At 42.7% G+C, this 24,404-nt stretch carries 17 protein-coding genes; 16 read left to right on the top strand and 1 reads right to left on the bottom strand.

Annotation, left to right across the window (positions count from 1 at the left end; translation table 11 throughout):
• The 8 genes from G613_RS19725 to pflB form a co-directional block, all read left to right on the top strand.
• On the top strand, positions 1–2,627 hold a 2,627-nt coding region (locus tag G613_RS19725; protein WP_035774758.1), incomplete at its 5' end, for an MBG domain-containing protein.
• Between the two features lie 190 nt (positions 2,628–2,817).
• Positions 2,818–3,747, top strand: a complete 930-nt coding sequence (locus G613_RS0113350; protein ID WP_029233095.1) for a GNAT family N-acetyltransferase — start codon at positions 2,818–2,820, stop codon at positions 3,745–3,747.
• Positions 3,748–3,892: 145 nt separating this feature from the next.
• A complete protein-coding gene (locus G613_RS0113345; RefSeq protein WP_029233094.1) occupies positions 3,893–5,686 on the top strand; it encodes a Na/Pi cotransporter family protein in 1,794 nt (597 codons plus the stop codon).
• Positions 5,687–5,839: 153 nt separating this feature from the next.
• Positions 5,840–6,997, top strand: a complete 1,158-nt coding sequence (locus G613_RS0113340) for a serine hydrolase domain-containing protein (protein ID WP_029233093.1) — start codon at positions 5,840–5,842, stop codon at positions 6,995–6,997.
• A 2-nt stretch (positions 6,998–6,999) separates the two neighbouring features.
• Positions 7,000–7,560, top strand: coding sequence for an NUDIX hydrolase (locus G613_RS0113335; protein ID WP_029233092.1), 561 nt, complete (start codon positions 7,000–7,002; stop codon positions 7,558–7,560).
• A 43-nt stretch (positions 7,561–7,603) separates the two neighbouring features.
• Positions 7,604–8,389 (top strand): Crp/Fnr family transcriptional regulator, encoded by a 786-nt coding sequence (locus G613_RS0113330; protein WP_029233091.1) that lies wholly within the window; start codon positions 7,604–7,606, stop codon positions 8,387–8,389.
• Between the two features lie 30 nt (positions 8,390–8,419).
• Positions 8,420–9,157 carry a pyruvate formate-lyase-activating protein gene (gene pflA, locus G613_RS0113325; RefSeq protein WP_029233090.1) on the top strand — a complete coding sequence of 246 codons (738 nt, stop codon included), beginning with the start codon at positions 8,420–8,422 and terminating at the stop codon, positions 9,155–9,157.
• 256 nt (positions 9,158–9,413) lie between these two features.
• The gene (gene pflB / locus G613_RS0113320; RefSeq protein WP_029233089.1) at positions 9,414–11,678 is read left to right on the top strand and encodes a formate C-acetyltransferase; all 2,265 of its coding nucleotides are present in this window, start codon (positions 9,414–9,416) and stop codon (positions 11,676–11,678) included.
• Positions 11,679–11,800: 122 nt separating this feature from the next.
• Here the strand turns inward: pflB and G613_RS0113315 are convergent, their stop codons facing one another.
• Positions 11,801–13,822 carry a right-handed parallel beta-helix repeat-containing protein gene (locus tag G613_RS0113315; protein ID WP_029233088.1) on the bottom strand — a complete coding sequence of 674 codons (2,022 nt, stop codon included), beginning with the start codon at positions 13,820–13,822 and terminating at the stop codon, positions 11,801–11,803.
• Between the two features lie 241 nt (positions 13,823–14,063).
• Between G613_RS0113315 and G613_RS0113310 the strand changes: the two genes are divergently transcribed.
• From G613_RS0113310 to asnB, 8 genes are all read left to right on the top strand, one after another.
• Positions 14,064–15,104: a LacI family DNA-binding transcriptional regulator gene (locus G613_RS0113310; protein ID WP_029233087.1), complete on the top strand. Its 1,041-nt coding sequence runs from the start codon at positions 14,064–14,066 to the stop codon at positions 15,102–15,104.
• 53 nt (positions 15,105–15,157) lie between these two features.
• Complete coding sequence (locus G613_RS0113305) at positions 15,158–16,066, top strand: ABC transporter permease subunit (RefSeq protein WP_029233086.1); 909 nt, start codon at positions 15,158–15,160, stop codon at positions 16,064–16,066.
• A gap of 56 nt (positions 16,067–16,122) precedes the next feature.
• The gene (locus G613_RS0113300; protein WP_029233085.1) at positions 16,123–17,049 is read left to right on the top strand and encodes a carbohydrate ABC transporter permease; all 927 of its coding nucleotides are present in this window, start codon (positions 16,123–16,125) and stop codon (positions 17,047–17,049) included.
• Between the two features lie 51 nt (positions 17,050–17,100).
• Positions 17,101–18,873 (top strand): sugar ABC transporter substrate-binding protein, encoded by a 1,773-nt coding sequence (locus G613_RS0113295; protein ID WP_029233084.1) that lies wholly within the window; start codon positions 17,101–17,103, stop codon positions 18,871–18,873.
• A 124-nt stretch (positions 18,874–18,997) separates the two neighbouring features.
• Positions 18,998–20,344 (top strand): MATE family efflux transporter, encoded by a 1,347-nt coding sequence (locus G613_RS0113290; RefSeq protein ID WP_029233083.1) that lies wholly within the window; start codon positions 18,998–19,000, stop codon positions 20,342–20,344.
• A 76-nt stretch (positions 20,345–20,420) separates the two neighbouring features.
• Positions 20,421–20,729, top strand: a complete 309-nt coding sequence (locus G613_RS18115; protein ID WP_029233082.1) for a hypothetical protein — start codon at positions 20,421–20,423, stop codon at positions 20,727–20,729.
• A 268-nt stretch (positions 20,730–20,997) separates the two neighbouring features.
• The gene (locus G613_RS0113280) at positions 20,998–22,767 is read left to right on the top strand and encodes an ammonium transporter (protein ID WP_029233081.1); all 1,770 of its coding nucleotides are present in this window, start codon (positions 20,998–21,000) and stop codon (positions 22,765–22,767) included.
• Positions 22,768–22,789: 22 nt separating this feature from the next.
• On the top strand, positions 22,790–24,391 hold the full coding sequence (asnB, locus tag G613_RS0113275; protein ID WP_029233080.1) for an asparagine synthase B: 1,602 nt from the start codon (positions 22,790–22,792) through the stop codon (positions 24,389–24,391).
• Positions 24,392–24,404 lie beyond the last annotated feature (13 nt).

Below are 24,404 nucleotides of genomic sequence, written 5' to 3'. Positions count from 1 at the left end.
CAGAGGATGACATTGCATTTAGTGGAGAAGCAGTAGCAAAGGGAACCGATGTTGATACATATCCTATGAACCTTAAGGATTCACAGTTCAGCAATGGAAATACTGAGCAGTTCAGCAACGTAACCATCAAGGTTGTAAAAGACGGCGTACTTGAGATTACACCTTTAAAGGTGACTGTAACAATTACAGGTAATAACGATTCAGTATTCTATGATGGTCAGACGCATACAGTAAGCGAATTCACAAGTAAGATTGAAGGAAGTGATCTGTATACTGAAGACGACTTCGAATACGATGGAAATACATTGATCAGCGAGACAGATGTAAATAGAGACGAAAATGGCGATGTCACTAAGTATTTGATGGGCCTTGATGCTGAGAAGTTCGTAAATAACAATAATAACTTTGATCCTACATTTGTTATAGCTGAGGATGGAGATGGATATCTTCTCATCAATCCACTTGAGGCATCTGTAACAGTACAGGGTGACCGCGTTACAGCACCTTACGACAATAAGCTCCACGAAGCATCCGGTTGGAAGGTATTGGAGGAAACTATCAGTAATCCTCTTCTTAGCAAAGATGCAATCGCATTAAATGAAGGTGTGAGTGCATATGTAGCAAGAAAAGATGTCGGTAAGGATACCATGAATCTTACAACTGATGACTTCTACTGCAAAGATGGAAACTTTGATGTTACTATTACCGTTGAGGATGGATATGTTGATATCACACCTATCGAGAATATTGTTGTAAAGATTAATGGTACAAAGGCAACTGAGGAATACAACGGACAGCCTCATAAGGCTGCTGACTTTGATGTAATTATCAGTGATGCTTCAGGTCTTTTCCAGAAGACCGATATCACATTCAGTCCTCAGGGAAAAGTTACAGTAGATACTAATAATGTTCCTTATGTTGAGGCTACAGATGTTAAGAGAGATTCAGAAGGCAACGTTGTTTCATACCCTATGGGACTTCTTAAGGAGATGTTCTCTTGCACAGATGAGCGTTTTAAAGATGTAACGTTTGAACTTGAAAGCGATGGCGAGCTTACAATAACACCGGTTAGCATGAATATTGCTGTTGAGGGTGATAAGAAGACTTATACCTATAATGGCAAGGATCATACTGCAGAGGGCTATAAGGCAACCAGCACAGGAGAGTTCTTTGACGAGACTAAGGTCATATATGCCAAGGATAAGCCTGTTGTAACTAAGAAGGATAAGGGAACATATTCATTAGAGCTTGACGAGAATGACTTTAGCTATGATGACAAGAACGTTGACGTTACATTCTCTGTTCAGAATGGTGAGCTTGTAATCGATCCACTTAATATCACAATCGATATCGTAGGTGATTACATTGAAAAGCATATCAAGTTCGACGGAAATGAGCATACAACTAAGGAAGCTAAGCCAGCTCACGAGAAAGGCTATGCAGTAGATTATAATGATGCAACAGCAATTATCGAGGACGAGGATGGTAATCCTGTTTCTCAGACAATTTCTAAAGCTGACATCGAGAAGATTTATGATGAAGCTAAGATTGCGTTCAGCGGCGAAGCTATTGCAAAGGGAACACTTGCTAGAGCAGAAGCCTATACAATGGGACTTACAGAAGGCCAGTTCAGCAATACCGATGATAACTTTGTAGTAAAATTCGTTGTAAAAGATGGTTATCTCTACATTGATAGCCGCGGAGCAGATGCTTATAAGATTACTATTAGTTCTCAGGATGTTCATTCTCCATACAACGGACTTGAGCAGAGCTACACAATCCTTGCAGGCGTTAAGGATGCGACAGCAACCAATCCTGTAGCAGCAACACTTAACAAGATTGCAGAGATGGTTGATAATTTCTTCAGTCTCAAGGTTGGTGCAGAAGATGGTGAGAAGGAAGTTGTAGTTGACGGTGTTACATACGTTGTTCACAACCTTAAAGTCACAGCAACAGGTAAGGATTACAACGAGACCGGTTATGCGTTTGCATTTGAAACAGCACCTACGGTAACTCTTAAGGGTGAAGACGTAACAGGAGAATTCGATATCATTCCTTCACTTGGAAAGCTCTACATCGACAAGGTGCCTGTAACAATTACAGTTGATAACAAGACAAAAGTTCAGGGTGCAGGAGATCCTACATTTACAAGCAAGATCGAAGGCCTTCAGGGAAGCGACACACTTGCACTTGGCTATACAAGAGCAACAGGTGAGGCTCCCGGTAACTATCAGATCAATGTAACTGCTACTAAGGAGGCATTGGAAAGTGATTACAAGAACTATACATTTACTATAGTTCCAGGAACACTTACAATTACAGCTCCAGCACCTACACCTGCTCCGGATGATCCTACTCCTACACCTACACCAACACCTACACCGATACAGGATAATCCTACACCTACAGCACCAGCACCTACACCTGTAGCAACTCCTGCACCACAGGCAGTTCTCGGAGCACAGAGAGAAACAGGTAACGGCCAGGCAGTTCTCGGAGCAAGAAGAGCAAAGACTGAGGACGAGACCAACGATATGGCAAGAGTAATTGCAATCGTTATGTCAGCAGTAGCAGCAGTAATGCTCATGCTTGCAGGCAAGAAGAAAGAAGACGAAGAGGAGAGCTGATACTTAAGAGTAGTGTAAAAGTAGTTTTATGAAAGTTTAAAGATCATATTGAAAGGTCGACAAGTCGGAAATCTCCGGCCTGCCGGCCTTTCTTCTTTGTGTGCAAAAGAAAAATTTTAAGGCCATGCCATTCCTGGGGGCCATATGTAATATAATAATATTTAGAAATACTAAACATGAGGAAGACAAGTTGCTGAAGAATATTATCTTTTCACTGAAAAGAAGTGCAATTGAGAATAAAGAAGTCCTGGGACAGGTGGTTAGAAGCGGCCAGTACCTTGAGGACTGTGGTTATAATGTTAAGCTCCTGGAAGCGGAGGATGAATCCTATCCCAAGATTAAGAGCGCAGGCAAGAAGAATACACTTATAGTCTGCGACAGCGCCTCTTATGCAAAAGAGCTGACGGATAAAGGATATTACTGCATCGGCGCGATTTATAGCACCAATGCTGGGGAGAAATTCGAGGGACTTAAGTACGTATTTGAAGAAATTGAGGAAGTCGACGCAGATTCTTTTGTCAAAGCCTATCAGAGATACTCAGGCGATCCTTGGGAAGTCATAAGAACAGACAGGCTCATTATCCGTGAAACCACCGTAGATGATGTGGACGAATTCTACAGACTCTACAAAGAGCCGGAGATGACCAAATATATGGAAGGTCTTTTCGAAAATCCCGAGGACGAAAAGCGCTATCAGAAGGACTACATTGAGAAGGTCTATGGCCTCATGGGCTTTGGAGTATGGACCATTGTGAGAGCATCAGATGGCGAAGTAATCGGAAGAGCTGGTTTCTCCATAAGGAACGGTTTTGAGAACATTGAGCTGGGATTTCTTATAGGAAAAGAGTATCAGGGAAAAGGATACGCCTATGAAGCCTGCAGCGCTATTCTTGATTATGGCAGAGATGTTCTGTGCCTTGAGCAGGTTCAGGCTTTGGTCAAAAAAGAAAATGAAGTATCAATAAACCTCTGTCAAAAACTTGGTTTCGAGTGCACGGATACCGTAAAGGTTGAAGAAAATATCTATGGTCACAGCTATACTGGGGCAAGCGATGGCACCGATATCAGAGTCAGTGAGTCAAGGTACGGTGAGTATCTCAAATTTGTAAAAGAGCTGTGATCCATATTTTTTTGTTTGAAAGCAAATTTTATGGCAATTTTTAGGTTAATACTGTAATATAATAGCTGTAACAGTAGAAAATTGTAGAAATAATAGGCATAGAGAGGGAGTTCCTCTCAGAGGAGAGTGTCTATACGGAGGTAAAATGAGTTCATTAGAAATGTTCAGCCTTGTTGCGGGGTTAGTTGGTGGTCTTGCCATGTTCCTTTATGGAATGAATGTTATGAGTGGCGGACTTACCAAGATGGCCGGAGGTAAGCTTGAAAGCGTACTGGCCAAAGTAACAGAGCACGCATTTGTAGCATATCTTTTCGGAGTGGGAGTAACCGCTCTGGTTCAGTCTTCATCTGCTTCAACCGTAATGGTTGTTGGTCTTGTTAACTCAGGAATCATGACTCTCAAGCAGGCAGTAAGCGTTATCCTTGGCGCAAACCTTGGTACAACCTTCACTGCATGGCTCTTGTCTTTAAATGCAATCAGCAGTGACAACTTTATAATAAATCTGCTTAAACCGGCATCATTTACGCCTTTCCTGGCACTTATCGGTATTGCCCTTTATATGTTTGGTAAGACTGAGAAAAAGAAAAATGTAGGAACCATCCTTCTTGGCTTCTCCGTTTTGATGTTTGGTATGCAGAGCATGTCCAGTGCTGTTTCACCTCTTAAGGACGTTGAATCTTTCAAGGCAATCCTTACAACCTTCAGTAACCCGGTAATCGGATTCCTGGTAGGTATCATCTTTACAATGGTTATTCAGAGCTCCGCAGGAACCATCGGTGTACTGCAGGCCCTTTCACTTTCTGTTGGAATCAAGTACAGCATGGCAATTCCGGTAGTTATCGGTGCTGAGGTTGGTACATGTATCACAGCGATTTTGTCATCCCTCGGTGCTAACAAGAATGGTAAGAGAACCGCTCTGATGCACCTGTACTTCAACATTATCAAGGCATCAACCTTCATGATCGTGTTCTACATCCTCAATGCATTCATGCATTTTGCATTTTTGGAAGACAAGATCGGAATGGTAGGAATCGCCGGAATCCACACACTGGTTAACCTTGTGGCAACTCCGCTTATGCTGCCATTTGCTCAGGTGCTTGTTAACCTTGCTCTTAAGACAATTCCAATTGATGACAAGGAAAAGAGAGAGCAGGAAGAACAGGAAGGTCTTCGCACTCTGGACCCAAGATTCTTGTCCAACCCTCCTTTTGCGCTTGAACAGGCTCGTCAGGCTGCTATCGCAATGGCAACCATGTCCCAGGAAGCGCTTCAGAAGGCTATCGGACTTATCAATGATTACAACCAGGAAATTGCTGATGATGTAGAGTATCTTGAGAGAAAAATAGATACCTATGAGGATCAGCTTGGAACATATCTTATGAAGATAAACTCTCACCACCTTGGTGAAGAGGACAGCCATACATTATCTCTTTTGCTCCACTGCATCACTGACTATGAGCGTATCAGTGACCATGCTCTTAACATTTCTCAGAAGGCCAAGGGCATGAGTGATGGTAAAAGAACCTTCTCCCCTAAGGGACAGACTGAGATGGAGATATTTGCTTCAGCTGTTCAGGAAATCATGGGACTTGCCGTTAGCTCTTTTACCAACACAGACATTGAGCTGGCTAAGACCATCGAACCTCTTGAAGAGACCATTGATGGTATCCACATGGAGATGAAACGTCGTCACGTAAGACGTCTTCGTAAGGGCAAGTGTACAATTGAGCAGGGATTTGATTTATCCGACATCGGAACTGACTTTGAGCGTATCGCTGACCACTGCAGTAATATTGCAGTTGGTATCATCGAAGTTGACGAGGATATGTACGATGCCCACGAGTACATCGAGACCTTGAAACGTGATCAGACTGATGAATTCCAGAAGGCAGTTAAGCGTTATGAAAAGAAGTATCAGTTGCCTGCAGTAAAATTCTAAGCAATTTAGCACTTTAAAGTTGTGAAAATAAAATGTACAATTGACTGTGGAGGAGAAATCTTCCACAGTCTTTTCTTTATATACGGATTTATGGTATTATAATCTACTAAATTGATTGAAATCAAATTATGACTTAAACAGAGGTAAGAGGTTATGAATATACGAAAGCTTGGCAGATTGGACAATTTGATTGAAAGCCAGCGTGAAAAAGGCAGACTACAGGGAGCAACAATCCTTGTTGAGCATAACGGAAAAAGAGTTTACGAAAAACACTATGAGCCAGACAGAGAAGACAGCATATATAAGATTTTCAGCATGACTAAGCCGATTACTGCAATGGCAGCCATGATCCTGTACGAGAGAGGTGAGCTGGACCTTATGAGCAAGGTTTCGGATTATCTTCCGGCTTTTGCTGATTGTAAAGTGGCTTCTCCCGAGGGAATTACAAAGGCCAGAAATCCAATTATAGTCAAAGATCTTTTAAATATGACTTCAGGAATTGTGTATTCAGGGGACTTTGGCGAAGCTGAAAGATCAATGACCAAGATTTACAAGGAGGCCAAGACTCAGAGACAGTCCGGAATCCTTAGAAGTAATGTTGATGTATGCAACAAACTGGCAGAAGGATACCTTGCCTTCGAGCCGGGAACAGGCTTTAGATACGGACACTCCGCGGATATCATGGCAGGAGTTATCGAGGTAATTACAGGCAAGAAGTATTCGGATTTCCTGAAAAAAGAAATCTTTACACCTCTTAATATGGAGGATACAGATTTCAGAATAGATGAGAGCAAAGCTTTCAGACAGGCAGTTTTATATAGAAGAGATAAGTCCGGCAAGGTTGTTCGTGCTGAGGATGATGTAAAGCGCCGAATGGAAATGGAAAACCCAACAGCCATGCCTTGGTTTGAAATGGGGGGTTCAGGTCTTTATTCCACAGCCAATGACTATGCGCACTTTGCTCAGATGCTGCTTAATAAGGGCTCTTACCATGGCAAAGAGCTTATTGGTAAGAAGACTCTTAGCTTTATGACTATGCCACAGCTTAAGGAGAGTTTTCTTGATGCGTTCTGGGATGTGAACGGTGATCCGGGATATAACTACGGCAATTATTTCAGAATTCTCACAGATCCAGCCATGGCTGCTTCCAACGGAAGTGTTGGAGAATATGGCTGGGAAGGAAAGGGCGGAACTTACTTCCTGGTGGATCCAAACGAGGAACTTATCGTGATCTACATGCAGCAGATCGAGGGTGGCGTAGATTACAACTTTATCCGCGGAATCAGACAGATAGTTTACGGAGCGTGCTAATCATGAAGTTTGAATATTTGGAGAAGAAAGAGCAGGGCAAGTTTATTACAAGATATGACCTGCATTACAGAACTGAGGATGATCAGGAAAAGACCTATGAAATAATCTCAAGAAACCCTGACCTTAAGGGATTTGATGATATTCATAACAAAAAGATAGATGCAGTGGTCCTCATCATGCATGATGAGACCGGGGAAAAGATTCTTATAAACAAGGAATATAGAATGGCTCCCGGAGCCTGGGTTTACAATTTCCCGGCAGGCCTTATTGATCCCGGAGAAGAACCTGAAGAGAGCGCAAGGCGCGAACTTAAAGAAGAGACAGGCCTTGACCTGATAGCTATAGATGACTGGATTGGAGAGAGCTACAGCGCAGTGGGATTTTCTAATGAAAAGAATGTGTGCTGTGTTGGAAGAGCCACCGGTTCTTTTGCCAAGAGCTCATCTACATTGGAAGAAATAGAGCCGGGCTGGTATAGTAAGGCCCAGGTAAGAGAGCTTCTTAAAACAGAGCCTTTTGCCGCAAGAACTCAGGCATACTGCTATTTGTGGGCCAAAGAGTGATGAACTACAGTCATGTTAGATTTTTTAGATTATAGAGATTTGGATGAGAGAAGAAAGAAAAGAAGAACAAAGCCCAGTACAGAATAAGAGCCTGGGAGTATATCAGAAGCAGAGTGGGGCAGAGGAGCTTAAAAAGGGAATCATCGGCCTTAATATTTGTGAGGAATGTGGTGGCTTTTGCACAGAGAGCGTCCCTCTTATGGAAGGACTTCCTGTAAATGCTCAGGTTAGCCTTATGGAGCACTCCAAGCACGAGACTCTCAAAAAGGGAAGCTATCTCTTTAGAGAAGGTGAGAGAGTTGATTCCATCTGTATTATCAGGAAGGGCAGAATTAAGCTTTGTCGCTATGATTCTCTTGGAAGAGAGCAAATCATAACTATCCTTGCAGATCACGATATTATTTGGGAAGGTATGTTTTTGGATGGAAGTATTTATCCCTATTCTGCTGTGTGCCTTACCAACGCGTCAATCTGTCAGATACACAGAGACGATTTCATCAAGGTTGTGGATAATCCCACAGCTGCCATGAACATCATCATTCTTCTTAGTAAAAAACTGCACGACGCCAATGAAAGAAACATGCTACTTTCCACCAAGGATCCAATGGCACGTCTGGCGGGCTTTTTGATGTATAGGGTAGACAGAAGCCCTTCTGATGATATAGTATTGAAACTCGATGACATTGCGGCAAGTGTAAGCCTTCGAATGGAAACCGTAAGTAGGAAGCTTAGAGAGCTTGAGAAAATGGGACTTATCGAGAGAAGAGGCCATGGCAAGATCAAGGTCATCGACAGAGATGCACTGAGGGAGATATACGTTTCCCAGTAATTGGTTGTTTTAGGAAGAGAGTAAGGATAAATGATACAAGGAGCAATTCATTCAATAGAGACATTTGGTTCAGTTGACGGACCCGGAATCAGATTCATAGTATTTTTGAAAGGCTGCAAACTTCGTTGCAAGTATTGCCACAATGCAGATACCTGGGATCCTAAGTCAGAGGACATGAGAACACCTCAGGAGCTTCTTGATTTCGCAGAGAGATATCGCGGATATTGGGGAGAAGACGGGGGAATTACAGTCAGTGGCGGAGAGCCGCTTCTTCAGATTGATTTCCTGATAGAATTCTTCAAGATGGCCAAAGAGCGTGGCATAAATACTTGTATAGACACTGCGCTTCAGCCCTTTGATGAGGATAGAAACAGCGAATTCTTTGGTAAGTTTGAAGAACTAATGAAGTACACAGACCTTCTTTTGGTTGATATCAAGCACATTAATCGCGATGAACATATTGAACTCACAGGACTTCCAAACGATAATATCATCGCAGGAATGAAGTATTTATCAGAAATTGGCAAGCCTATCTGGATCAGACACGTACTGGTTCCCGGAATTACCGATAATGATGAGTATCTTAAACAGACAAGAGCCTTTATTGAGACTCTTAATAATGTTCAAAAGATAGAAGTGCTTCCATATCATTCTATGGGACAGCACAAGTTTGAAGCTCTTGGAATACCATATAAGCTTGTTGGTGTGGAGTCTCCAACAGCTGATAGAGTAGCTAACGCAACTGCGATCCTTCGTGGCGAAGCTTAAGAGCGTAGAGTAAGCGTATAAAAGATATGGCGAATTGATTTGTAATGGATCAATTCGCCATTTTTTATATGTGAATAATGTGTGAAAAGTAAAAAATGAATTAAAATTTGATTACAATCAAAGTTTACAATATAGCGTAATGATAATATATCCTTCGGTAGAAATAAGTGATAAATTATTAACAAGCTATGACTGCGTGTGATTGCAGTTATTATGCGTAGTTCATCACTTTTGTTATTGAGAGGAGTTTATTATTATGAACGAAGCATGGAGAGGGTTTAAAGGAACCCACTGGCTGGATGATGTAAACGTTAGAGATTTCATCCAGAACAACTACACACCATACGATGGAGATGAGAGCTTCCTTGCTGATGCTACAGATGCTACAAACAAGCTCTGGGGCAAGCTTCAGGAGCTTCAGAAGCAGGAGCGTGAAAAGGGCGGTGTCCTTGAGTGCGAGACAGAAGTTGTTTCTAGTCTTACAGCTTACGGTCCTGGATATATTGATGAGTCTATGAAGGACCTTGAGACAGTAGTAGGTCTTCAGACAGACAAGCCTCTTAAGAGAGCATTCATGCCTTACGGCGGAATCAAGATGGCTGAGGAAGCTGCTGAGACATACGGTTACAAGGTAAACGAGAAGTTCCACAAGATCTTCACAGAGTACCACAAGACACACAACCAGGCAGTATTTGATGCTTACACACCTGAGATGAGAGCTGCTAGACACAGCCACATCGTAACAGGTCTTCCAGATACATACGGACGTGGACGTATCGTAGGCGACTACAGAAGAGTTGCTCTTTACGGTATTGATTACCTCATTGCCAAGAAGCAGGAAGATTACAACAACTGCGGCGATGGCACAATGCTTGACCACATCATTCGTCAGAGAGAAGAGATCTCCGAGCAGATCAGAGCTCTTAAGGGAATGAAGGCTATGGCTGAGGTATACGGTTTCGATATTTCACAGCCAGCTAAGAACGCAAGAGAGGCTGTTCAGTGGCTTTACTTCGGATATCTTGCAGCTATCAAGACTCAGAACGGTGCTGCTATGTCAGTTGGTCGTGTATCAACATTCCTTGACATCTATATCGAGAGAGATATTAAGGAAGGAACTCTTACAGAGTCTGAGGCTCAGGAGCTCATCGACCACATGACAATGAAGTTCAGAATGGTTAAGTTTGCTCGTATTCCTTCTTACAACAACCTCTTCTCAGGTGACCCAGTATGGGCTACTCTTGAGGTTGGTGGACTTGGAATGGACGGACGTCACATGGTTACCAAGAACGACTTCAGATTCCTTCACACACTTGAGAACATGGGACCTTCACCAGAGCCTAACCTTACAGTACTTTATACTTCTAAGCTTCCAGCTACATTCAAGAAGTATGCTGCTAAGATCTCTGTTACAACATCTTCAATCCAGTACGAGAACGACGATGTTATGAGACCTATCTGGGGCGATGACTACAGCATCTGCTGCTGCGTATCTGCTACACAGACTGGTAAAGAGATGCAGTTCTTCGGAGCTAGAGCTAACCTTGCTAAGTGCCTTCTTTACGCTATCAACGGTGGTAAGGATGAGAAGTTCCTTACAAAAGATGGCAAGCACATGCAGGTAGGACCTGAGATGGCACCTATTACATCGGAGGTTCTTGATTACAACGAAGTTATGCACAAGTATGACATCATGATGGATTGGCTTGCAGGACTCTATGTAAACATCCTCAACCTTATCCAGTACATGCATGACAAGTACTACTACGAAGCAGCTGAGATGGCTCTTATCGATACAAACGTAAGACGTACATTCGCTACAGGTATCGCTGGTTTCTCACACGTTGTAGATTCACTTTCAGCTATTAAGTATGCTAAGGTTACAACTGTTCGTGATGAGTCAGGCCTTGTTGTTGATTACAAGGTTGAAGGAGACTTCCCAAGATACGGTAACGATGATGAGAGAGCAGACGAGATCGCTGTATGGCTTCTTAAGACATTCATGAAGAAGATCGAGAAGCACCACACATACCGTGATTCAGAGCCTACAACATCTATCCTTACAATCACATCAAACGTAGTTTATGGTAAGGCTACAGGTGCTACACCTGACGGAAGACCTGCTTATGCTTCATTCGCACCTGGTGCATCACCATCTTACGGTGCTGAGAAGAACGGTCTTCTTGCTTCACTTAACTCTGTTGCTAAGATTCCTTACGAGTACGCTCTCGATGGAATTTCAAATACACAGACTATGAACCCTAACGCTCTTGGCCACGACGACGAGGAGAGAGCAAACAAGCTTGTTAGCGTTCTTGATGGATACTTCAACCAGGGATCACATCACCTTAACGTTAACGTATTTGGTAAGGAGAAGCTCATCGATGCTATGGAGCATCCTGAGAAGCCTGAGTATGCTAACTTCACTATCCGTGTATCAGGATATGCTGTTAAGTTCATCAACCTTACTAAGGAGCAGCAGCTCGACGTTATCGCTCGTACATGCCACGAGGCACTTTAATTAACAAACCTATAAGTAAAATGTTATAAAAAAGGACTATGGATAATGACAATGTCACTATTCATAGTCCTCTTTATATGGTGTGATGCACGGATGCACGCCATGCATCAACAAGTGGGCAATTATTTAATTTCGAATTTCTTCCATATTAGTACTTCTTTAACACCGACACCGGCAAGAGGTCCCGGAATGGTCTCGCTGTCTCTGTGGTTACCTAGGAAGTCTCTGTCAAAAGTAATAGGAGTTCCATCCGGATTTTCAAATCTCTGCTCCGGCTCAAAAGCTTTTCCAAGAGTATCTGAGGTTATAATTCCATCGATTAAATCTCCGAGAGCCTTTCCGTAGTTGGTCTTAAGATAGAAATCACCATTCTTTTCCTTGAGTTCTACAGTAACTTTAGTCTTTTTATCTTCCAGATGATTCTTTTTCTTTTCATGCTTACATACAGTAGCCCCATTAAAGTAAGCATTTCCCTCAACCCATACAGGCAAGTGCCCGAAGTGAGCCTCGGCAAGGCCGCCCATGTCAGGGTTATGTTCAAAGTCAAACTGACTTATCCACTCTTCATATGAAGGGAAGATGTCAAAAGGCTTGGTGCCTACAACTTCATACTCTGCGTCGGCAGGAGTTTTCTTCTTGTCGGTGACAGGATGCTGCTGAATAAACACGTTATTATAGATTCTGTCGTCGCCGTGAAGTATGGTCATAAAGCCGGCGACCTCTGTCCTGTGGCGAATGTGATATGGAGTAAATCTAGGCTCTCTTTGACCGTTTACAATGCTGTCTACTCCTGAGTTTATAAGGCCGAAGCCGCCAAGGATAAGGTTGTGGATCACACCGATACCTTCACTTGGAATGATGATGGCAGTAGGTGACAATAAAATGTTGTTATCGATAAGTGTAGGACCATGACCAACTTCGATGAATACATCAGTTGAGAACATAGCTCCCGGAGCCTGCTTAAGGCCGCCGTGTCTGTAATTATCATGCATCAGGTTCTGACTTACACGAGCGCCCTGGGCTTCCCAGTCGAGCCATACACCTTCTATACAGTGATGGATATGATTTCTTCTGATAGTAACATCAATTGCAGCGTGGAGCTTGATTCCGGCGGTTTCTGCGCCTCCAAGCTGCTGAGATGTGCAGATATCGTGAATCTCACAGTCTTCTATGGTTGAGAATACTGCGCCCATTCTACCTACAATACCGGTCTGCTCACAGTGATGAACATGACAACGGCGAACAATATGATGACCAATTTTTTCTTTTAACCAGCCATGGTACTGACCTCGGCAGACAGCGTCACGCTCCATCTGTGTGGGACTCTTAACATGGTTCTTGGTAAAATACATATCATTTTCGGGATCACAGTATTTGCCAAGAGAAATTCCGCAGCATCTGCTTCCGTAAACTTCACAGTCCTCAATAATCCAGCCCTTAGCCCAGTGTGGTCCGATCATGCCGTCCTGATAGGCAGCAGGCGGAGCCCAAGTAGTAGCAGCTTTGTTGATGTTAAAGCCGCTTACAGTGATATAGTCAACGTGATTCTTGGTAGGCATGAAGACATTGCGTCTTACGCTAATTTCTACCTTCTCTTTATTTGGATCAAGGTCTTGGAAGTTTGCGTATAGAACGGTTTCACCGGTCTTCTCATCCTGCTCGGTGTACCAAAGATACTTGGCTGCATTCTGATCCCAGGCAAGAGGATCACCTTTTCCTTTTTGACATTCAGCTAAAGATGATGTTTCATACATCATGCTGTCATTAACAAAGACAGAGCCGGTATGTCTGATGATTGGTGAGAAATACCAGTCTCCGTAGACTCTTTCGATGTAAGGATTATAGTTTCCAAACATGCTGTTGGAAACTCTTGCTGTCCAGGTTGAGCCCTTAACCTTTTTCCAGCCGTTTACAACTTCAGCGCCGGTGATAACAGCTCCAAGGGGCTCTTCTGAGCGATAAACGATAGGAGCATCCTTGGTTCCTGCATTGACCGGAATAACATGCTCTCTGTAAACTCCGGGTTTAACAACAATTTCATCTCCAGGGACAGCAATTTTGGCAGCGTCATTAATATGCTTAAATGGGCGCTCTATACTGCCGTCACCGTCTCTGAAAGACTTTGCATCAACGTAATAAATCATACCTTTCCCCTCTGCATTAAATGCACAATAAAAGCCGATTTGGTTGAACGTTAAACATAAATATTTATTATAATATGTGTTTCAATAATAGTTTACAAGGTCAATTTGCACAAAACTTTGAAAAATAGTTTGTGTTTAATAGACAAATTATCAAAAGATGTTGACAATTCTTTTTGGCAAAGGTTATATTTATGGTGTGTTTAACGATTTACCAACACAAAACTGACACTTAGGAGTAGAGATGGTAACCCTGAAGGAAATTGCGGAAATCTGTAATGTTTCCGCGACAACAGTGTCCAACGTTATCAACGGCAAAGCCAAGACTAGCGAAGCGACCAAAAAGAGAATAATGGATGTTGTCAGGGAAACTGGTTACAATCCCAATTACATGGCCAAGGGCCTTCGTATTAAGCGGACCAGGACCATTGCCATCATCGCCGAAGATTTGGCTCAGTTTACTTCACCGCCCATAATAGAAAACATTATGGCTTACTGTGAGGAACGTCATTATCGGGCAACAGTCTATAATCTGCGTCTATATGACAGATGGGCAGACACCTGGTACAACAATGAAGACGAGTATCAGTCGGTATTTGATCCGGTTTTACGAGATGTGTTATCTGCTCAGGTTGACGGAATAATCTACCTGGCCGGACACTGCAGAGTAATTAAGTCATTTGGGGATGACTTCCAGCTTCCTGTAGTTATGTGCTATGCACTTTCCGATTCGCCAAAGATTCCGTCTGTTGTGATAGATGACGAGAACAGCTCCTGGGAGATGGTTACTCATCTTTTAAAGGCAGGCCATAAGCGAATAGGATTTGTCGGCGGCCGTGTTGAGAATACACACACCATTGAAAGACTTAAAGGGTATCAGAGAGCTCTTTATGAAAACGGAATACTGTTTGATCCAAGCCTTGTTTACTACGGTAACTGGGACAGACAGTCCGGATTTGAAGGAGCACAAAAGCTCCTTACCCAAGGGGTTACAGCTATATTTGCAATTTCAGACAGAATGGCCGGTGGGGTATATGACTATCTGTATGAACAGGGGATTGCGGTAAAAGAAAAAATAGCTGTAGCGGGATTCGATAATGAATCCATATCACAATTTTTCAGACCGGCACTTACAACAACGCAGTTGCCGCTGGCTGAGATTGGCAAGAAGAGCGCGGAACTGATTCTAAACTGCTTAGAGAACAAAGATGGGGAAAAGATAAGCCGTTTGGAACCATATGTAATAAAGATTCCGTGTGCTTTACAAAACAGACAATCTGTTTAAAGGTATTTTTTTACTGGTTTGGTTTATCGTTAAACCAAAAGGAGGAGTAAGGGGTGACAAAGAAAAAGGTTTATTCATTCAAGCTATTCTTAATGGTTCTGCCATTCATTGTTCTGGTTTTATTATTCTGTTATTACCCACTTTATGGATGGATGTATGCATTTTATGATTACAAACCGCCGAAGGCTTTGGCTAATTGCCCATTTGTAGGCTTTAAGTGGTTTACATCACTTATCAGCAGTCAGACCAAGATTAATCAGATAGTTCAGGTGCTTAAAAACACCTTTGCTATGAGTGGAATTACTCTTGGAACTAGCTGGCTCCCAATGCTGTTTGCAGTATTTCTCAATGAGATAAGAGGCGTTAAGTTCCGTAAGTTCGTACAGACAGTAACCACTCTTCCTAACTTCGTAAGCTGGGTAATGGTTTATTCCATAGCATTTGCCCTCTTCAACAGTACAGGAATGATGAATTCTCTGCTTATGAAATTCGGAATGATTGAGCAGCCGATTCTTTTCCTGCAGCAGTCTGAGCACGTTTGGTTTACACAGTGGTTGTGGCTTACCTGGAAAAACCTTGGCTGGGCAGCAATCATGTACATCGCAGCAATTTCAAGTATTGATGACGAGCTTTTGCAGGCAGCAAGAGTTGACGGTGCCAACAGAATGCAGATCATATGGCACATTACAATACCAAGTCTTTTACCTACATATTTCGTTCTTCTGGTAATCAACGTAGCAAACTTCCTTAACAACGGAATGGAGCAGTACTACGTATTCCAGAACGCTTTCAATAAAGAGTTTATCCAGGTTCTTGACCTTTATGTTTATAACATGGCCATGGGTAGTGGCGGATACTCAGTTTCAGTTGCAATCAGTATGCTTAAGAGTCTTGTCAGCGTAGTCCTTCTGATCATTGTTAATGGGGCTTCCAAGGCAATAAGAGGAGAGAGTATCCTATGATTCTGAGAAAAGATTTAGAGTCCCCATTATCGGAGAGAATATTGGAGAAAAAAGCCATGAGTAAAGAGAAAGAGCAAAAAACGAAAATAAAGGTTAGTGCCGGGGATCGCACATTGGAAATCATATGCTACATCATCTTTTCAATAGCAGCGTTTCTGTGCTTGTATCCTTTTTACTACATCATTATTAATACAATCAGTGCCAACGACTTAAGTGCCAAGGGAGATATCCTTTTCTGGCCAAAGGGAATTCATTTCCACAACTATATGTCAGCCTTCAGAATAGATGGACTGTTCAACGCACTTAAGATTTCACTTATGAGAACAACCCTTGGAACTGCATTCACAGTTTTTGCATCAGCATATCTGGGATTTATGTTTACTCAGGAAAAAATGTGGATGAGGAAATTCTGGTACAGGCTTATCGTAGCAACAATGTATTTCAACGCCGGAATTATTCCATGGTTCCTGGTTATGAAGACAATGCACCTTACCAATAATTTCTGGGGCTACATTTTGCCGGCTATCGTATCACCCTTCAACCTGATCCTCACCAAGACCTTCGTTGAATCGGTGCCAAAAGAGCTGCAGGAAGCCGCAGAAATGGATGGAGCAGGCGTACTTACAGTATTCTTCAGAGTTATTATTCCTGTTATCAAGCCAATCATGGCTACTGTTGCTATCTTCTCAGCAGTAAGCCAGTGGAACGCTTTCCAGGATACATTGCTTCTTATGACAGATACTAAGCTTTATCCACTTCAGTTCGTATTGTATCAGTATCTGAATCAGGCAAGTTCACTGGCATCCCTGGCCCAGAGTACAACAAGTACTTCGTCACTGGCGGCAGCTGCTGCAACCAGCCAGACCACAACCAGTGTTCGTATGACAATTACGGTTATCGTTGTACTGCCTATTATGCTCGTTTACCCGATCTTCCAGAAATACTTTGTAAAGGGTATTATGATCGGCGCAGTAAAAGGCTAAGTTAGTAACTTCCATAAAGGAAGAGGTTTTTATAAAAAAGGAGGAATGAAAATGAAGTTTAAGAAAATGGCTTCTCTGGCACTTTCAACGCTGATGGCAGCTTCAATGCTTGCAGGCTGTGGCGATACAGCGCCAGCAAGCACAGGCGGTGCTCAGACTGAGAACAAGACTGAGACAGCAACAACCACAGAAAGTGGTGGGGAAACAGCAGCTGCACCTGCAGAGGCTGACCATAGCACAGAGTACACTGTAGATTTCTACAATGTAGCTGCTAACTTCCAGGGCGTTCAGTCCGGATGGTATGGAAAGATCGTAAAAGACAAATTCAACATGGACATCAACATCATCGCACCTCAGGTTTCAGGTGATGGCGCAGCTCTTTATCAGACACGTTGCGCAGCAGGTAACCTTGGTGATCTCATTATCCTTGATAATGCAGATATGCAGGAATGTATCGAGACTGGTCTTATCCACGATCTTACAGATGTTATCGAGCAGTATCCTAACCTTGCAAAGTACATGTCACAGATTAAGCAGTTCAACTCAATGATGGGCGATGGCACCAAGATCTATGCTATTCCTCTTGAGATGAACAACAACGGACCTACAGCTTATAAGCAGCTTCACGTATATTCATATCCTCGTATGGGATGGGATATGTACAACGAAGTAGGTGCTCCTGAGCTTAAGAATCTTGATGACCTTCTTAACTGCCTTGCAGATATCCAGAAGGCTCATCCTACAAACGACAAGGGTGACCCAGCTTACGCTATCAGCCTTTGGAAGGACTGGGATAGCCAGTTCATGGAGAACGTAGCTCAGCTTACAAAGTGGTACGGACAGGAAGTTAACGGATCAGTTCTTATCGGAACAGACAACTCAATCGCACCTCTTACAGACAAGGCTGGCGCATACTACAAGATGCTTAACTTCTTCTACAAAGCTAACCAGATGGGTCTTGTAGATCCTGACTCAGCTACTCAGGATTGGAACTCAATCGTATCCAAGATGCAGGATAAGAGAGTTTACCTGTACTGGTACAGCTGGCAGTATGGATTCTGGAATTCTCCAGCAAGAGGAAATGAAGGAACTAACTACGTAGAGATTCCTGTAGCAGATACAAACCTTTATCAGACATCAGATACATACTATGGTGACGGACGTGTTCTTGCAATCGGTTCACAGGTTTCAGATGAGAACTTCGCAAGACTTATGGAGTTCCTTGACTGGTATGCTTCTCCAGAGGGTGTTCAGATTCAGCACGCTGGTACAGAAGGTCTTACATACACAGTAGAGAACGGCAAGTACACACTTACAGAAGATGGTCTCAACAGATTCTCAGCAGAAGTTGCTGTTCCTGAAGAGATGGGCGGCGGAAACTGGAACGATGGTAACAACCAGATCAACCAGTGGATCGTAGCTTCTTGTGATATTAACCCTGATACAGGCGAACCATATGCATCAGATATGTGGTCAACAACAATCGAGATGAACCAGACAAAGACAACTAAGGAATGGTCAGAGAAGTTTGGTGCAGCAGACGATGTTGAGTACCTCAATAAGAACAACATGATGACAGTAGTTCCTAGTATCAACATGGCTCTTGCAATCGATTCTACAGACATCAGCCTTATCCGTAAGCAGTGCGGCGATATCATCAAGGATTCTTCCTGGAGAATGGTATTTGCTAAGGATGACGCAGATTTCGATGCTCAGTGGGAAGCTATGGTAGCAGAGCTTGAGGGTCTTGGCTGGAGCGATCTTGTAGCATTCGATACAGAGAAGTATCAGCCAATGCTTGATGCTAGAAAAGCAGCTCAGTAATTATAAGTAAATTATTAAATTTTTATGCAGGGCAGCGCCAGTGGCGCTGCCTTGTTTACTTTTACCAATATGGGTGTTAGAGTGAAAATTGAACACAATTATTTTGAATGATAAGGAAACATCCATGGGAAAAAAGTCTGTTACCGATATGACTCAGGGCAATGAAATAGCCCTTTTGATCAAATTTACAATTCCAATGCTTCTTGGAAATCTTTTCCAACAGTTTTATAACCTGGCAGATACTATCATCGTCGGACAGTTCGGTGGTGAGTATGGCCTGGCTTCTATTGGCGCGGTTGGTAGTGTGAATTTCCTTTTCTTTTCTCTGTGCCTTGGAATGGGAGCTGGAGTAGGAATCATGATTTCCCAGAACTTTGGTGCCGGAAAAGATGACTATGTTAAAAAGATAGTTGGAAATGCCATCTATATCACACTGGTGGCAGGAATTCTCATGAGTATAGTAAGTGTTGTGTTTGCCAGACCTATCCTCACAATAATGGATACCCCTGAGGAATGTATGGCAGATGCCCTTTTATATATGAGAATAGTGTGTGGTGCCACCTTCCTGGTTGCGGCTTATAACATGATATCTTCCATATTGAGGGCCCTGGGAGACAGCAAAACACCATTGATTTTCCTGGTGGTGGCATGCGTGATAAATATTGCCCTGGATCTTATTACAGTAGTAGGACTTCACTGGGGAGTTGCCGGTGCGGCCATTGCTACAGTCTTTTCCCAGACGATTGCCATGGTGGGCTCAATTGCTGTCGGAGTTAAAAAGAATCCGTATCTGCAGCTTAGTAAGAGGCATAAAGAGCTTAATACGGATATTGTTGATAAGGCTATAAGGCTTGGTATTCCGCTGGCTCTACAGAATGCCCTGATTGCCTTCTCCTGTGTAGCACTTCAGAGAGTTGTTAACAGCTTTGGAAGTAATGTAATGGCGGCCTACACCGCTACAGGACGAGTTGAACAGCTGGTTCAGCAGCCATTTGGTTCTCTTGGAACTGCAGTTTCAACTTTTGCCGGACAGAATGCAGGTGCCAAGAAACTTGACAGGGTAAAGAGCGGATGTATCAAGAGTGTACTTCTTGTGGCAATATTCAGTGCAATAATGCTGGTTGTGATGTTCTCCTTCGGAGAGACAATCATCGGATTCTTTACACCTAATCAGGAAGCCATCAGAATTGGCGCCATAGGTCTTCGTATAACCGGTATGTTCTATTTCTTCCTGGGACTTATCTATGTCTTTAGAGGAATGCTTAACGGCGTTGGAGATGCGGCCTTTGCTCTTATAAACGGAATCATAGAGGTTGTGGGACGTATAGGATTTGCAGCGATTCTTATGGCAATTCCCGGAGTCGGCCTGTGGGGATGCTGGTATACAAACGGTCTTACTTGGGCAATTACCGGAATAGGTTGTGTTATCAGGTATATGAGAGGTAAGTGGAGAAAAAAGGTGTTTGTATAATAACAATATTTGTATGGTAGTACGTACAATATAGATGTATCATAGAAGAAGATAATTTTCTTACGGAGGGAACAAAATGGGGACTAATCAAAACACAAAATTATTTTCTGCGCTAAGTTACATTGGATGGATTGGCTGGGTCATTAGTTTTGTTCTTAGAGACAAAGAGGATGAGATAGTCAAGTTCCATCTTAATCAGTCTATGGTATTGCATATAGCAGCGATAATTATAGGTGTTCTTGCACGGCTCCACGGAATATTTGTGGTGATCGCGGGACTTGGGGGACTGGCTTTATTCTTCTACATTGTTTTTGGCATTGTGAGAGCAATTCAGCTAAGCACAGAGCCACTTCCACTTATCGGCGACATTAGACTGGTAAAATAAAATTGCATTATTGTATACAAAATGCTTGACATGTTTTTTTATTTGCTTTAGAATTCATAAACATAAAGACAAGGGCGTCTTAGAGATAACTCTCTAAGGCGCTTTTTGCTTATATATGTATTTGCATGCAGTCCGCGGTGTGTGTGAGTACATGAAAAATCTTCATAGCTTTACTTATTTGGTGATGCAATGGCGCATTAGACTACAGGGGTGTGTAGTGGGCTGTTGCATCTTTTTTATTACCAACAATGCGGAGAGGAGAACATGTATGAGTGAAGAAATCTTAAGTGCAATAGATAGTAGCGTGTTTGGCGTGTGGTTCCTTATCGGAGCTGCATTGGTATTCTGGATGCAGGCCGGCTTTGCAATGTGTGAGGCCGGTTTTACCAGAGCCAAGAATACAGGAAATATCATAATGAAGAACCTTATGGATTTCTGTATTGGTACTGTAGTTTTTATTCTTATCGGTTTTGGCCTGTTACTTGGGGAAGATCTTGCAGGCGTTATCGGTAAGCCGGGATTTGATATCTTTACAAGTTATGCAAACTTCGACTGGTCAAATTTCGTATTTAACCTTGTGTTCTGTGCAACAACAGCAACAATCGTTTCCGGATCAATGGCTGAGAGAACAAAATTCATTTCCTATTGTGTGTACTCGGCAGTTATTTCAGCAATCATTTATCCTATTGAGGCTCACTGGACATGGGGCGGTGGTTTCCTTTCACAGATTGGTTTCCACGATTTCGCAGGTTCAACCTGTATTCACATGGTAGGTGGTATCTCAGCTCTTATCGGAGCAGCATTCCTTGGACCACGTATCGGTAAGTTCGAAAAAGATAAGTCAGGAAAAGTAACAAAGGTAAATGCTTTCCCAGGACACAATCTTGTAGCTGCAGCTCTTGGTGTATTCATTCTCTGGCTTGGCTGGTATGGATTTAACGGAGCAGCTTGTACATCAATCGATCAGCTTGGATCAGTATTTGTAACAACAACAATCGCACCTGCACTTGCAACTGTAACCTGTATGATCTTTACCTGGGTTAAGTATGGTAAGCCTGATGTTTCAATGTGTCTTAACGCTTCCCTGGCAGGTCTTGTAGCTATCACAGCTCCTTGCGATGTAACAGATGCATTTGGCGCCATCGTAATCGGTATTGTAGCAGGCCTTCTTGTTTGCTTCGGTGTATGGTTCCTTGATTACAAGCTTCACGTTGATGATCCTGTTGGTGCTGTTGCAGTTCACTGCCTCAATGGTATTTGGGGAACAATTGCGGTAGGTCTTTTTGCAACAAATACAGCTCCCGGATATAGCATCGTAGATGCTTCAGGAAATGAGATGATAGGTCTTTTCTACGGCGGCGGCTTTAAGCTTCTTGGAATTCAGATTCTTGGTTTTGCAGCTGTAGCAGCTTGGACAGCAGTTACTATTTCAATCACATTCCTTGCTATCAAGGCAACACTTGGCCTTCGTGTAACAGAAGAGGAAGAGATCCTTGGTCTTGATTCTACAGAGCATGGCCTTGCAAGTGCATATTCAGGATTTGCCATCATGGATGTATCAAATACACTTCAGATGTCAGTCAACGAAAATACAGATCTTGGTGTCAGCGAATACGACGAAGCATCAGTATTCCAGAAGAATGCAGCAGTTCCTGTTGTATCTGCACCTGTTCATACAGAATCCGGTATTCATAAAGTTGTTATTATCACTAAGTTATCCCGCTACGACAAGCTTAGACGTGCAATGAACGACCTTGGCGTAACCGGAATGACTGTTACTCAAGTCATGGGATGTGGCGTCCAGAAAGGTTCTGGCGAAATGTATCGTGGAGTCGAGATGGATGCCACTCTCCTTCCCAAGATCAAGCTTGAGGTTGTTGTTAGTAAAATCCCGGTTGAGGATGTTATCGAAGCTGCCAAGAAGACCCTTTATACAGGTCATATCGGAGATGGTAAGATTTTCGTTTACTCTCTCGACAACGTAGTTAAGATCCGTACCGGAGAAGAAGGCGCTCTTGCACTTGCAGACGTCGAATAAACAATAGTTTTTGGAGGAAGTTATGTGCGCAATACTTACATACGCAAGGGAAGATTTATCCCGGGAGTTCTTTGAAGAAATGCTATCAAAGACCATATCAAGGGGCCCTGACATGTCAAGGATCCAGAAAGTAGGATGTGGATGGATGGGATTTAACCGTCTGTCTATCATGGGGCTTAATGAAGCAGGAATGCAGCCCTTTAATCATAATGGTAATACGGTGGTATGTAACGGAGAGCTTTACGGATTTCATGATTTAAAAAAATACTTAGAATCCCTTGGATACAGCTTCCAGAGCGAAAGTGATTGCGAAATATTGCTTCCTTTATATGAGATATTAGGAACCAAAATGTTCGGATTTCTTGATGCTGAATATGCCTGTGTTATCTATGACAAGAAAAAGAACTCATTTATAGCAGCAAGAGATCCAATCGGAATCAGACCCCTCTATTACGGCTATGATGCAGAAGGACACATCATATTCGCATCTGAACCTAAAAACCTGGTGGGAGCTTGTGATAAGATAATGCCTTTCCCACCAGGGCATTTCTATGAGGATGGTAAGTTTGTCTGCTATAGAGATATGACAAAGAGTAAGGTGAAAGAGTGTAGAGAAACACTCGCCGATGATTCCTTAGAAGTCATAGTTGAAAACATTCATGACAAGCTTTTTACCGGTATCCAGAAACGACTTGATGCGGATGCGCCTGTGGGATTTCTTTTATCAGGTGGTCTTGATTCATCCCTTGTCTGCGGCGTAGCGGCAAAGCTTTCCGATAAGCCAATAGAAACCTTTGCAATCGGAATGGACATAGATGCCATTGATCTTAAGTATGCAAGAGAGGTTGCTGATTACATACATAGCAATCATCACGAAGTAATCATTACAAAAGACGATGTCATTGGAGCTTTGGAGCCTGTTATTGCAGCACTTGGAACCTACGACATCACAACAATAAGAGCATCAATCGGAATGTACTTGCTCTGCAAGTGGATACATGAGAACACAGATATCAAGGTTGTTCTTACCGGTGAGATTTCAGATGAGCTCTTTGGTTACAAGTACACAGACTTTGCACCAAGCGCCGAGGCTTTCCAGGAAGAAGCAGAAAAGCGTATCAGAGAAATTCACATGTACGATGTACTTCGTGCAGACAGATGCATAAGTGTTAACTCACTGGAAGCAAGAGTTCCATTCGGAGATCTGGATTTTGTGGATTATGTAATGGGAATTGATCCTGAAAAGAAATTAAATACCTATGGTATTGGTAAATTTCTTTTACGAAAAGCCTTTGAAAAGGATGAAGTTATTCCACATTCGATCCTAATGAGAGAAAAGGCAGCATTTTCAGATGCCGTGGGGCATTCTCTCAGAGATGACCTTATGGAATATGCAGATAGTAAATATACTTATGCAGAGTATGAAACTACTAAAAAGAAATATGAACATGCAACTCCATTTACTAAGGAGTCACTGTTATACAGAGAAATATTTGAAAAATACTATCCGGGCCAGTCAGATATGGTTATTGATTTCTGGATGCCTAACAAGAGCTGGAAGGGCTGCAATGTAACAGATCCTTCAGCAAGAGTTTTATCGAATTATGGAGCCAGCGGTCAGTAAAGGCTCATAAATA

The organism is Butyrivibrio sp. VCB2006 (assembly GCF_000420945.1).
Lineage (GTDB): Bacteria > Bacillota > Clostridia > Lachnospirales > Lachnospiraceae > Butyrivibrio.
Note: the sequence above shows the minus strand (reverse complement) of the source record. Positions and strands in the feature narration are given on the sequence as shown.